This window comes from Saccharothrix syringae, assembly GCF_009498035.1.
GTDB lineage: Bacteria > Actinomycetota > Actinomycetes > Mycobacteriales > Pseudonocardiaceae > Actinosynnema > Actinosynnema syringae.
Genome location: NZ_CP034550.1, coordinates 9,402,837 through 9,415,080, shown reverse-complemented (window position 1 = coordinate 9,415,080; position 12,244 = coordinate 9,402,837). Strand labels below are relative to the sequence as shown.

Genomic DNA, 12,244 nt, shown 5'->3' with positions numbered 1-12,244 from the left:
ACGGACTGTCGGTCCGCTTCTGTCAAGGGAGTCCACGATGCGGAAGGACGCCGCGCGCAACCACGCCGCGATCCTGGGGGCCGCCGTTCGGCTGATCGTCGAGCGCGGCCCCGAGGGCTTCTCGATGGAGGACGTCGCGACGGCCGCCGGGGTCGGCAAGGGGACGGTGTTCCGCCGGTTCGGCGACCGCGAGGGGCTGGTGCGGGCGGTCGTCGACGGGAGTTCCGAGCGGTGGCGGGCCGAGTCGCGGGAGCTGCTGGAGGCGGACCACCTGCCGGCGGAGGAGCGGGTGATCACGTACGTGGCCACCCTGTTCGACCACGTGGTGGCCGCCCTGCCGCTGGTGATGGCGCTGGAGCGGGTGTCCGCGCGCAGCATCGCCTGCGACGCCGACGCCGAGCTGACCCACGCGCGACTGGTGGCGCTGGTCGGGCGGGTCAAGCCGGGGGCGGACGTGGAGTTCCTGGCGCACGCGCTGCTGGCCGGGCTGCGGGCGGAGGTGGTGCACCACCTGGTCCACCGGTGCGGGCTGGGGGTGGCGCGGGTGCGGGCCGGGGTGCTGTCCGTGGCGCGGGCGGTGCTGGCGGGGGAGGCGGAGCCCGCCGGAGGCGGTCCGTCAGGCGAATGAAACCCAGGTCACGACGAGCACGTCAACGCGCTCCTGGACGGTGGGCAGGAGGTGGGTGACCGCCATGTGCTGTTCGAGTGCCCCAGTGGTCGGTCTACAGGCCGAGTTCCGCGCGCAGGTCGGTCCAGGACTTGCTGCCGGGACGCGGCGCTCCGGTACGCCGGACCTCGGCCACCCGCCGGGCCTCCGCGGGGGTTTGGCTGGTGAGCAGTGCAATCCGTCGCCACGCCTGCACGGTGTCGCGCAGTTGGTCGAGGTGCGGCGTTCGCCGGGCCGCGGCGATCGCGGCGTCGAACTCGTCGGTCTGCTCGGGTAGCAACGCGGCGCGGATGGCCTCCGGTGAGCCGAACCGGGCGGCGGCCTCGGCGTCGCCGGTCCACTTCGGGGCGTCGGCGTCCGGTGGGCTCATATCGGCACCGTAGCGCCGTCCACCAGACCCGGTGTGACCGCGCTCGCCCCCCTGGGACTTGGACCCCGCCGACGTCAGGTGCGACGATGCCGGGGCTGTAGGGGTGCGCGAGGAAGCCGGTGGAAGTCCGGCGCGGTCCCGCCACTGTGACCGGTTCACCCCGGGAGTCAGGAACTCGACCCCCGAGAGATCGCAACCGGACACGGGCGTGGACACCCGAGGAAGGACACCGCCGCATGGGCGCGCGTTTCCCCTTTTCCGCTGTCGTCGGACAGGACGACCTCCGCACGGCACTGCTGCTCAACGCCGTGCACCCCGGTATCGGCGGGGTGCTCGTCCGAGGTGAGAAGGGGACCGCGAAGTCGACCGCGGTCCGCGCGCTCGCCGCGTTGCTGCCCGACCTGGACGTGGTGCCGGGCTGCCGGTTCGCCTGCGACCCGGCGGCCCCGGCCGACTGCCCCGACGGACCCCACGCGGACGGCGCCGAGCGCCGCCCCGCGCGCCTGGTCGAGCTGCCGGTCGGCGCGACCGAGGACCGGCTGATCGGGTCGCTGGACCTGGAGCGCGCGCTCACCGAGGGCGTCCGCGCCTACCAGCCGGGCCTGCTGGCCGCCGCGCACCGGGGCGTGCTGTACGTCGACGAGGTCAACCTGCTGCACGACCACCTGGTCGACCTCCTCCTCGACGCGGCCGCCATGGGGCGCGCGCACGTCGAGCGCGAGGGCGTCTCCGTGTCGCACCCCGCGTCGTTCCTGCTCGTGGGCACCATGAATCCCGAGGAGGGCGAGCTGCGCCCGCAGCTGCTGGACCGCTTCGGCCTCACCGTGACCGTGCGCGCCGCCCGGGACGTGGCCACCCGCACCGAGGTCGTGCGCCGCCGGCTGGCCTACGAGGCGGACCCCGACGGCTTCGCCGCGCGCTGGGCGCCGCGCGACGCCGAGCTGGCCGAGCGGATCGTGGCCGCCCGCGTCCGGCTGGCCGCCGTGGTGCTGCCGGACGCCGAGCTGCGCCGGATCGCCGCGATCTGCGCGGCCTTCGAGGTGGACGGCATGCGCGCGGACCTCGTGGTGGCCCGCACCGCGACCGCCCACGCCGCCTGGCGCGGTGCCGACGAGGTGGCCGAGCAGGACGTGGAGGCCGCCGTGCGGCTCGCCCTGCCCCACCGCAAGCGCCGCGACCCGTTCGACGAACCCGGCCTGGAGCAGGAGCAGCTGGACGACGCCCTGCGGCAGGGCGAGGAGGCCGCCCGCGAGGAGGAGGACGGCCCGGACGACGACGGGCCCGGCGGCGGTGGGTCCGACCGGGGCCCGGACGAGGGGCCCGACGACGGCCCGGAGCCGCCCGGCCAAGCACCGTCCACTTCGGACTCGCCGGGTACCTCGGGCGAGCGCTCCCACGCGCCCGCGCCCGCGTTCCGCACCCGCCTGCTCCAGGTGCCCGGCGTCGGCGACGGCGCACCCGGCAAGCGCTCCCGGGCCCGCGCCCGCACCGGCCGCGTGGTCCGCCCCGCCACCGCCGACGGCTCCGGCCTGCACCTGGTCGGCACCCTCGCCGCCGCCGCGCCGCACCAGGCCGCGCGCGGCCGCACCGGGCCGGGCCTGGTGCTGCGCAACGCCGACGTGCGCCGGTCGGTGCGCGAGGGCCGGGAGGGCAACCTCGTGCTGTTCGTGGTCGACGCGTCCGGCTCGATGGCCGCGCGGCAGCGGATGTCCGCGGTCAGCGGTGCCGTGGTGTCCCTGCTGCGCGACGCCTACCAGCGGCGGGACAAGGTGGGCGTGGTGACCTTCCGGGGCCGGGAGGCCACCGTCGCGCTGCCGCCGACCAACTCGGTGGACGCCGCGGCGGCCCGGCTGCGCGCGCTGCGCACCGGCGGCCGCACCCCGCTGGCGGACGGCCTGCTGCGCGCCCGCCGCGTGCTGGAGGTCGAACGCGTGCGCGACCCGCGCCGCCGCCCGCTGCTGGTGCTGCTGACCGACGGGCGCGCCACCGCGTCCGGCACCGGGGGCGACCCGCTGCGCGACGCCCTGCGCGCGGCCGGCCTGCTGGCCGCCGACGGGGTCGCCGCGGTGGTCGTCGACTGCGAGCACGGCCCGATCAGGCTGGGCCTGGCCGGGCGCGTGGCGGGTGCGCTGGACGCGGCGTGCCTGCGCTTGGAAGAGCTGTCCGCCGACCAGGTCGCGGGCGTCGTGCGCGCCGCCCGCGCCGCGTAGGAGCGCGAAGATGCCCCAGGGTCAACCGTCCGCCGTGCCCGTCGACGGGCTCACCACGCGGCAGCGCCGCAACCGGCCGCTGGTCGTGCTGCACACCGGCGAGATGAAGGGCAAGTCCACCGCCGCGTTCGGCCTCGCCCTGCGCGGCTGGAACCAGGGCTGGTCCATCGGCGTGTTCCAGTTCGTGAAGTCCGCCAAGTGGAAGGTCGGCGAGGAGTCGGCGTTCCGCGCGCTGGGCCGGCTGCACGAGCAGACCGGCGAGGGCGGCCCCGTCGAGTGGCACAAGATGGGCGAGGGCTGGTCGTGGGCCCGCAAGCAGGGCACCGAGGCCGACCACGCGGCCGCCGCGCTGGAGGGCTGGCGCGAGATCGCCCGCCGCATCGCCGACGAGCGGCACGGGCTGTACGTGCTCGACGAGTTCACCTACCCCCTGCACTGGGGCTGGGTCGACGTGGACGAGGTGGTGGCCACCCTGCGCGACCGGCCCGGCCACCAGCACGTCGTCATCACCGGCCGGTACGCGCCCGCCGCGCTCGTCGACGCCGCCGACCTGGTGGTGGAGATGACCAAGGTCAAGCACCCCATGGACGCGGGCCAGAAGGGCCAGAAGGGGATCGAGTGGTGAACCGGCTGGTGGTCGCCGCACCCGCCTCCGGCAGCGGCAAGACCACCGTGGCCACCGGCCTGATGGCGGCGCTGCGCCGGGCGGGCGACCGGGTGGCCCCGTTCAAGGTCGGCCCGGACTACATCGACCCCGGCTACCACGCGGTGGCCACGGGCAGGCCGGGCCGCAACCTCGACCCGGTCATGGTCGGCGAGCACCGGGTGGCGGGCCTGTTCGCGCACGGCGCGCGCGGCTGCGACCTGGCCGTGGTCGAGGGCGTGATGGGCCTGTTCGACGGCCGGGTGGACACCGAGGGCGTCGGGTCCACCGCGCACGTGGCCAAGCTGCTGTCCGCGCCCGTGCTGTTCGTGGTCGACGCCCGCGGCCAGAGCCGCAGCCTGGCCGCCCTGCTGCACGGCTTCCGCGGCTACGACCCGACCGTGCGGCTGGGCGGCGTGGTGCTCAACCAGGTCGGCTCCGCGCGGCACGAGCAGGTGCTGCGCGGGGCGTGCGCCGAGGTCGGGCTGGAGGTGCTGGGCGTGCTGCCGCGCGACGACCGCTTCGCGCTGCCCTCCCGCCACCTCGGGCTGGTCACCGCCGCCGAGCACGGCGCGGCCGCGGTCGCGGCGGTGGAGGCGGTCGCCGACGCCGTGGCCCGGCACGTCGACCTGGACGGGGTGCGCCGGCTGGCCGCCGCGGTGCCCGCGATGGCGGTGCCCACCTGGGACCCGCACGCGGAGGTCGCCTCGGCCGTGGACACGTCCGCGGACGCGGGCGCCCCCGCGGGCACGACCACGAGCGCGCCGGTGATCGCGGTGGCGGGCGGCGCGGCGTTCACCTTCGGCTACGCCGAGCACGTGGAGCTGCTGCGCGCCGCGGGCGCCGAGGTGGCCGTGGTCGACCCGCTGCGCGACGAGGCGCTGCCCGACGGCGCGGCCGGCCTGGTGCTGCCCGGCGGGTTCCCCGAGCAGCACGCCGCCGAGCTGGCCGCCAACGAGCGGCTGCGCGCCGACGTGACCCGCCTGGCCCGCTCCGGCGCGCCCGTGCACGCCGAGTGCGGCGGCCTGCTGTACCTGGCGAAGTCGCTGGACGGCGCGCCGATGTGCGGGGTGGTCGACGCGGACGGCGCCATGACGCCCAGGCTCACCCTGGGCTACCGCGACGCGGTCGCACCGCACGACTCGGTGCTCGCCCGGGCGGGTGCCAGGATCACCGGCCACGAGTTCCACCGCACGTCGCTGAGCGTCCCGCACGGCGCGACGCCGGCCTGGCGGTGGCGCGGGCACGACCAGCGCCCGGTGGCCGAGGGCTTCGTGCTCGGCGGCGTGCACGCGTCGTACCTGCACACCCACCCGGCGGCCACGCCGGACGCCGTGGCGCGCTTCGTGCGGGCCTGCGCGGCGGCCGCACCGGCTGAGGCCACTCGTTAGTGGCACGCCCGAACGCGGTACGGTCCATGCCCACCAGCCGAACGTGTCATGGGGAGCAGCTGTGATGACTGGTCGGGTCTCCTTCGTCGGCGCCGGTCCCGGCGCCGCCGATCTCATCACCGTGCGCGGCGCCAGGCGGATCGCCGAGGCGGACGTGGTGGTGTGGGCCCCCGCCGTGGTGGAGGCCGAGTGCGTGCGCGAGCACGCCCGCCCCGACGCCGAGCTGGTCGACTTCTCCCGGGTGCCCGAGTCCGAGGTCCTGGAGCTGTACCGGCGGGCCTCGGCGGGCCGGCTGAAGGTCGTGCGCCTGCACGCGGGCGACCCGGCGCTGTCGGCGGGCCTGCGGGAGCAGCGGGAGACGTGCCGCCGGCTCGGCCTGGAGACCGAGGTCGTGCCCGGCGTGTCGCAGCTGTCCGCGGCGGCCGCGTCCGTCGGCCGCGAGCTGGTCGACCCGGACGTGGCCCAGTCGCTGGTGCTGCTCGGGCCCGAGACCGCCGAGCACGTCGAGGAGTTCGCCGCGCACGGCACCACGATGGCCGTGTCCGCCTCCGGGGCGCGGGCCGGGCAGCTGGTCGAGCGGCTGCGCGAGGGCGGTTACGCCGACGACACGCCGGTCGTGGTCGCCTACAAGGTGTCCCTGCCGGACGAGGTGGTCGCGCAGACCACGGTCGGCGGGCTGGAGGCGTGCGTGAAGGAGCACAAGGTCTACCGGACCGCGCTGTTCCTGGTCGGCAAGGTGCTCGCGCCGCCGGCGGGCCGGGGGCGGGGCGCGGTGCTGGAGGGCGACGAGCCGGTGCCCGCGCGCCGGTCGCGGCCGTCGAAGTGGGGCAAGCGCGCCCACCGCTCGCCGTCGGTGGCCGCGTGGTCGGCGGTGCACGACTGGCAGGAGGCCGCGCGGGCCCAGCGCAGGCCCCGGGAGGAGCCCGTGCCGGCGCCGGTGTTGGAGCTGGTGCCGACCGAGGAGCCCGCCGCGCCCGCTGTGCCCGAGGTCGCCGAAGCCGCTGCGCCCGCCGAGCCCGTCGTGCCCGAGCAGGGGCCCAGGTCGAAGCCGGTGGTCGCCGCCGCCGCGAAGCCCAAGCCGACCGAGGTCCGCGCCAGCACGACGCCGCGCAAGCCGGCCACCCCGCGGTCCAAGAAGAGCAAGCGCGCCAACTGACGTGGACGTCGTCGCGCTGCACCGGTTCGTCACCGAGGCCGGCCGCTCCTGGGCGGACGTGACCGTCGTGGACGCCGCCGCGGTGGGCGCGCGGCACGCGCTGAACGTGTGCCGGGCGCGCCCCGCCGTCGTGGTGTCCGGCGCCGACCCGGCGGAGCTGGCCCGCGGCCTGGCCGGCTGGCGGCGCACCCTGGTGGTCCGCTCGGCCGCCGGTCTGTCCACCGTGGACCCGGCGGACGCGGTGGTGCGGCGCTGGGACGCCCCGGACGCGCTGCTCTGCCTGGCGGAGAACAACTTCGCGCCCACCACCGGCGACTGGGCGCTGCCCGACGACGACTTCGCCCACCGCGACGGCATGGTCGCCGCGGCCGAGGTGCGCGCCCTGGCACTGGCCCGGCTCGCCCCGCGCCCCGGCGTGCTGGTGTGGGACGTCGGCGCGGGACCCGGCGCGGTCGGCGTGGAGTGCGCCCGGCTGGGCGCCGCGGTCGTGGCGGTGGAGCGGGACCCGGTGCAGTGCGTGCGGATCATCGCCAACGCCGCCGCGCACGGCGTGGACGTGCGGGTGGTGGAGGCGGACCTGGCCGAGGCGGGCGAGCTGCCCGCCCCGGACGCGGTGTTCGTCGGCGGCGGCGGTGCCGACGTGGTGCGGCGGGTGGCGCGCTCGGGCGCCCGGCGGGTCGTGGTGGCCACCCCCGGCCTGGACCGCGTGGTACCCGCCCGGGACGCGCTGGCCGGGGCGGGGTACGAGGTCGGGGGCAGCCAGCTCGCCGCGGCCAGGCTGGTCGGCGGCGCGTTGCTGGCGGTGAACCCGGTGACCGTGCTGTGGGGGAGGAAGAAGACGTGATCGGGGTGTTCGCCGCGGCCGGGCTGGTCGGCGGCGCGTTGCTGGCGGTGAACCCGGTGACCGTGCTGTGGGGGAGGAAGAAGACGTGATCGGGGTGTTCGCCGCGGCCGGGCTGGTCGGCGGCGCGTTGGCGGCGATCGACCCGGTGGCCGCGTGGTGCGGGAGGAAAGCTTGATCGGGGTTTTCGCCGCGGGTGAGCGCGGCAGGCGCGCGGCCGCCGAGCTGGCCGGGTTCCTCGGCCCCGACGCGGTCGTCCCGGACGGCCCGGTCGGCCCCGCGCTGCGCCGCCTGTGGCCCCGCCTGGGCTCGGCGGTGTTCTTCCTCGGCACGGGCGCCGCCGTGCGGCTGGTCGCACCGCTGGCCCGCGACGAGCGCTCCGACCCGGGCGTGGTCTGCGTGGACGGCGGCTTCGCCGTGGCCCTGCTGGGCGACGCGGGCGCGCTGGCCGAGCGGGTCGCCGACGTGCTGGGGCTCCAGCCCGTGGTGACCTCCGCGGCGGCCGACTCGCCGCTGGACGAGCTGGTCGAGCTGCTCGACGCGGCGGTGGAGGGCGACGTCGCCGGGTGCGGCGAGGCGATCCGGCTCGGCGAACCCGTGCGGCTGGCCAACCCGCTGGGCTTCCCGCTGCCCGCGATGCCCCACAACGTCCAGGACCGCGCCGAGGACCACGCCGGGTGGATCGTGCTGGTCGACGACCGGGTGCCCAAGGGGCCTGCTCGGGACCGGGTCGTCCGGGTGGTCCCGCGCACCCTCGTGGTGGGCGTCGGGTCGAGCACCGGCGTGTCCGCGTCGGCGGTGTCGGCGGCGCTGGCCGAGCTGGAGGAGAAGGGCCGGCTGGACCTGCGCGCGATCCGCGCGTTCGCCACGCTCGACCGCAAGGTCGCCGAGCAGGGCATCGCCGACGCCCTGGAGGACTGGGGCTTCTGGCACGACTCGACCACCGCCCCGCTGCTGAGCTACCCCGGCGAGGAGCTGGCGGTCATCCCGGTGCCGAACCCGGCGGAGCTGGCGATCGGCATCCCGAGCGTGGCCGAGGCGGCCGCGCTGCGCGGCGCGATGGAGCTGTCCGGCGGCGGCCGCGTGGAGATCGCCGCGGAGAAGGCCAAGGGCGCGGGGGTGACGGTGGCGGCGGCGCGCGTGCTGCCGCGCGGCAGGCTGGCGCTGGTGGGCCTGGGTCCCGGCGGCGCCGACGAGCGCACGCCCCGGGCCGAGGCGGAGCTGCGGCGGGCGTCGGTGGTGGTGGGCAGCGAGGAGTGCGTGGCCCAGGTGCGGCACCTGCTGCGGCCCGGGACGCGGGTGCGGTCGGAGGGCGCGGTGCGGCTGGCCGAGGCCGGGGCCGCGGTGGCGTTCGTGGACGTGGGCGCGGGGCCGGTTGTTGCCGGGCCGGTACGGGCGGATGTCGTGCGTGTGACGGGGGTCACCGGTCAACTGTGAAGCCGCGGGCCCCCTTCGAAAGGTGGTTGTCGGCTTTGCCCCGTTGGTCCTAGGTGTTGGGTGTGCGCCGTCCCGGCGCACCCCTGCCTGGAAGGATCGACATGGCGAAAACCCTGCGTCGCCTGATCACCTCGTTGGCCGCGGCGGTGGCCGCGGTGGGCCTGATGACCACCGCGCCCGCCTCGGCGTCCACCGCCGACGACGTGTCACCGTTCGTCGTCGGCGGCTCCCGGGTGTCCACCAGCACCTACCCGTGGGTGGTCTACCTGGCCACCAGCTCGGGCGGCCAGTTCTGCGGCGGCACCCTCGTCGGCGCCACCAAGGTGGTCACCGCCGCGCACTGCGTGAGCGGCCGCTCGGCGTCCAGCACCCGCGTGGTGCACCGCCGGGACGACAAGCAGAGCACGGCGGGCACCGTGGCCACGGTGTCGCGGATCTGGGTGCACCCCAGCTACCGCACCGCCAGCTCCGGCTACGACGTGGCCGTGCTGACGCTGGGCACCAGCCTGCCCTCGCCGTACCTGCCGCTGGCCACCCCGTCCGACACCGCGCTGTACGCGGCGGGCACGAACGCGACCATCCTCGGCTGGGGCACCACGTCCTCGGGCGGCTCGGCCTCGCGCTACCTGCTCGGCGCGACCGTGCCGGTGACCTCCGACGCCACCTGCCGCACCGCGTACTCCAACTACAGCGCCACCGCCATGGTGTGCGCGGGCTACCCGCAGGGCGGCGTGGACACCTGCCAGGGTGACTCGGGCGGCCCGCTGGTGGCGGGCGGCAAGCTGATCGGCGCCACCTCGTTCGGCCGCGGCTGCGCGCAGGCCGGCTACCCGGGCGTGTACTCGCGGATCGCCACGTACTACTCGGAGATCACCGCCCAGCTGTGAGGGCCGCGACGTGCCCACGACCGGGTTGCGTCCCGGCCGTGGGCACGTCGCCGGTGTTCGCTGTGCCCTTGTGCGCTCCCTGCCGATCCTGGTCCTGTGGTCCCTCGCGTCCGCCGGCGCGGCGTCCGCGTCGGGCGCGCTGCACTCGTGCGGCACCTCGGTGCACGGCGACTCGGGCACCGGCTGGTGCTCGGGCTCCGGCGCGTTCCGGCTGATCGTCGCCTGCGAGGACGGCGAGTTCGCCCGCAGCTCGTGGCTCACCGTCTCCGGCGACAGGGGCGTCGTCGGCGTCTCGTGCGTGGCCGGCTCCCGCGCGGTGGGCGCGGAGATCGAGGAGGAGCCCGCCCGGTGATGTGACGCACGCTTGTTGGACACCACCTGCCTGACGTGGATCCTTCTACCCATGCACGGTGAACAGCACTACCTCGTGGGCCTGGACCTGTCCGGACGCCGGGTCGTCGTCGTGGGCGGCGGCACGGTCGCCCAGCGCCGCCTGCCCAGGCTGGTCGCGGCGGGCGCCCTGGTCGAGGTCGTCTCGCCCGGGGTCACCCCGGCGGTCCAGGGCATGGTGGACGCCGGCGAGGTGACCTGGCACGCCCGCGAGTACGCCGACGGCGACCTGGACGGCGCCTGGTACGTGCTGGCCTGCACCTCCGACCCCGGGGTCAACGCCCGCGTCACCGCCGACGCCGAGGCGCGGCGGGTGTTCTGCGTGCGCGCGGACGTGGCGGTCAAGGGCACCGCGGTGACGCCGGCGGTCGGCGAGCACGACGGGCTGCTGCTGGGCGTGCTGGCGGGCGGCCACCACCGCCGGTCGGCGGGCGTGCGGGACGGCGTGCTGGCCGCGCTGCGCGACGGGTCGATCGCCGACCACCACGACCGGCCGGCGGGCGTGGCCCTGGTCGGCGGCGGGCCGGGCGACCCGGACCTGATCACCGTGCGCGGCCGGCGGCTGCTGGCGCGCGCGGACGTGGTGGTGGCCGACCGGTTGGCGCCCCGGGAGCTGCTGGACGAGCTGCCGCCGCACGTCGAGGTGGTGGACGCGGCCAAGATCCCCTACGGCCGGGCCGCGACGCAGGAGTTCATCAACACCACCCTGGTGGACAACGCCAAGGCCGGGAAGTTCGTGGTGCGCCTCAAGGGCGGCGACCCGTACGTGTTCGGGCGCGGGTTCGAGGAGCTGGTCGCGTGCGCCGAGGCGGGCGTGCCGGTCACCGTCGTACCGGGCGTGACCAGCGCGTTCGGCGTGCCCGCGCTGGCCGACGTGCCGGTCACGCACCGCGGGGTGGCGCACGAGGTGGTGGTGGTGTCCGGCCACGTGGCCCCGGACGACCCGAGGTCGCTGGTCGACTGGGACGCGCTGGCCCGGCTCAAGGGCACCGTGGTGATCTTGATGGGCGTGGAGCGCGCGGGCGCCTTCGCCGCGGCGCTGCGGGCGGGCCGGCCGGGGGACACCCCGGTGTCGGTGATCCAGGAGGGCAGCACCCGCGCGCAGCGGGTGGTGCCGTCCACCCTGGACACCCTGGCGGCCGACGTGGCGGCGCACGGCGTCCGCCCGCCCGCGATCATCGTCGTCGGCCCGGTCGCGGGGCTGGCGAAGGAGCTGCCGCTCCGGGCCTGAGGGCGGTGCGGGGGCGCCCGCCGGGGCGCCCCCCCGGTCAGCGGACCGGCTGGGGGACCGGGTGCGGTGGCGGCGCGGTGGCCGTCCGGGTCCGCAGCGACCACGTCACCCCGGCGGCGACCCAGGCGGCCACGGCGGCGAGCGCGACCAGCGTCGCGCCACCGGGGTGGACCAGCGGCTCGCCGCGCAGCGCCTGCCAGGTGAGGGTGCAGAACAGCCCGAGGTAGCCGACCGCGACGACGCCGACCAGCCGCACGCGCGTGCGCTCGGCCAGGCCCAGCGCGGTCAGGGCCGCGGCGAGCAGCACCATCGCCTGCAGGCCGTGCATGCCCACGAAGTGGGGGACGCGCAGGTCGCCGCCGGTGGTGCTCCAGGCCGTCACCGGCATGCCGGGTCCGCCGTCGGGCACGCCGACGCTGTGCCCGCCCACCAGCTCGACCTGCCGGCCGGCGGCGTCGGTGGCGGTCACCCGCTTGTCGAGCTGGAAGGCCATCAGGTAGCCGCTGAACATGCCCAGCACGGCCAGGTACAGCCCCGAGCGCACGGCCCACCGCACGTCCGGCGTGGCGAAGCGCTGGAACGACAGCACGAGCGCGAGCGCCACGTTCAGCAGGAACATGATCGGGATCGACTTGCCGAACGCGTGCCCCACGAGCTCGTTGAACGCGTCGTCCGACTGGTTGTAGTGGCTGAACGTGCCGCGGGCGGCCTGCATGACCACCACGCCGACGTCGAAGACCAGGATGACCGCGCTCGCGGTGCCCAGCCCGCGGGTCCACCGCCTGCCCCGGTGCGGCAGCGAGAGCAGCCACGACAGGGTCGCCGAGTACACCGCCAGCGACACGGTGAACTTGAACGGCTTGAGCCACAGCGGGGCGCCCTGGAGCGTGCGCCCGTCCACCAGCATCGCGACGCCGCACCCGACCGCGGCCACCGCCATCACCACGGCCACCCACAGGGTCGGCCGGTGCCAGCTCTTCGTCATGGGCCCAGCCTGGTGCGGAGGGCCCCGGCGATCACT

12 protein-coding genes and 1 riboswitch are annotated in these 12,244 nt (G+C 76.6%); of the genes, 10 read left to right on the top strand and 2 right to left on the bottom strand.

Annotation, left to right across the window (positions count from 1 at the left end; translation table 11 throughout):
- The first annotated feature begins 37 nt into the window (after window positions 1-37).
- Window positions 38-628, top strand: coding sequence for a TetR/AcrR family transcriptional regulator (locus EKG83_RS39455; protein ID WP_051766309.1), 591 nt, complete (start codon window positions 38-40; stop codon window positions 626-628).
- Between the two features lie 94 nt (window positions 629-722).
- Here the strand turns inward: EKG83_RS39455 and EKG83_RS39450 are convergent, their stop codons facing one another.
- On the bottom strand, window positions 723-1,037 hold the full coding sequence (locus EKG83_RS39450; RefSeq protein ID WP_153278721.1) for a DUF6247 family protein: 315 nt from the start codon (window positions 1,035-1,037) through the stop codon (window positions 723-725).
- Between the two features lie 109 nt (window positions 1,038-1,146).
- Window positions 1,147-1,214, top strand: a riboswitch (cobalamin riboswitch).
- 59 nt (window positions 1,215-1,273) lie between these two features.
- On the opposite strand from EKG83_RS39450, the gene EKG83_RS39445 reads away from it, so the two are divergent.
- From EKG83_RS39445 to cobA, 9 genes are all read left to right on the top strand, one after another.
- Window positions 1,274-3,247: a putative cobaltochelatase gene (locus EKG83_RS39445; protein ID WP_033432722.1), complete on the top strand. Its 1,974-nt coding sequence runs from the start codon at window positions 1,274-1,276 to the stop codon at window positions 3,245-3,247.
- A 10-nt stretch (window positions 3,248-3,257) separates the two neighbouring features.
- Window positions 3,258-3,872 carry a cob(I)yrinic acid a,c-diamide adenosyltransferase gene (cobO, locus tag EKG83_RS39440; RefSeq protein ID WP_033432721.1) on the top strand — a complete coding sequence of 205 codons (615 nt, stop codon included), beginning with the start codon at window positions 3,258-3,260 and terminating at the stop codon, window positions 3,870-3,872.
- Entirely contained in the window at window positions 3,869-5,281 is a 1,413-nt protein-coding gene (locus EKG83_RS39435) for a cobyrinate a,c-diamide synthase (RefSeq protein WP_084716734.1), read from the top strand. Before cobO ends, EKG83_RS39435 begins: the two co-directional genes overlap by 4 nt.
- Before the next feature lie 64 nt (window positions 5,282-5,345).
- Complete coding sequence (locus EKG83_RS39430) at window positions 5,346-6,437, top strand: cobalt-precorrin-4/precorrin-4 C(11)-methyltransferase (RefSeq protein WP_033432719.1); 1,092 nt, start codon at window positions 5,346-5,348, stop codon at window positions 6,435-6,437.
- 1 nt (window position 6,438) lies between these two features.
- Window positions 6,439-7,281: a bifunctional cobalt-precorrin-7 (C(5))-methyltransferase/cobalt-precorrin-6B (C(15))-methyltransferase gene (locus tag EKG83_RS39425; protein WP_153278720.1), complete on the top strand. Its 843-nt coding sequence runs from the start codon at window positions 6,439-6,441 to the stop codon at window positions 7,279-7,281.
- Between the two features lie 171 nt (window positions 7,282-7,452).
- The gene (locus tag EKG83_RS39420) at window positions 7,453-8,715 is read left to right on the top strand and encodes a cobalamin biosynthesis protein (RefSeq protein WP_033432718.1); all 1,263 of its coding nucleotides are present in this window, start codon (window positions 7,453-7,455) and stop codon (window positions 8,713-8,715) included.
- A 101-nt stretch (window positions 8,716-8,816) separates the two neighbouring features.
- Complete coding sequence (locus EKG83_RS39415) at window positions 8,817-9,602, top strand: S1 family peptidase (protein ID WP_033432717.1); 786 nt, start codon at window positions 8,817-8,819, stop codon at window positions 9,600-9,602.
- A 70-nt stretch (window positions 9,603-9,672) separates the two neighbouring features.
- Window positions 9,673-9,954 carry a hypothetical protein gene (locus tag EKG83_RS39410; RefSeq protein ID WP_033432716.1) on the top strand — a complete coding sequence of 94 codons (282 nt, stop codon included), beginning with the start codon at window positions 9,673-9,675 and terminating at the stop codon, window positions 9,952-9,954.
- Window positions 9,955-10,005: 51 nt separating this feature from the next.
- The gene (cobA, locus tag EKG83_RS39405; protein ID WP_033432715.1) at window positions 10,006-11,223 is read left to right on the top strand and encodes a uroporphyrinogen-III C-methyltransferase; all 1,218 of its coding nucleotides are present in this window, start codon (window positions 10,006-10,008) and stop codon (window positions 11,221-11,223) included.
- 37 nt (window positions 11,224-11,260) lie between these two features.
- Here the strand turns inward: cobA and EKG83_RS39400 are convergent, their stop codons facing one another.
- The gene (locus EKG83_RS39400) at window positions 11,261-12,208 is read right to left on the bottom strand and encodes a hypothetical protein (RefSeq protein WP_063741384.1); all 948 of its coding nucleotides are present in this window, start codon (window positions 12,206-12,208) and stop codon (window positions 11,261-11,263) included.
- Between the last annotated feature and the right edge of the window lie 36 nt (window positions 12,209-12,244).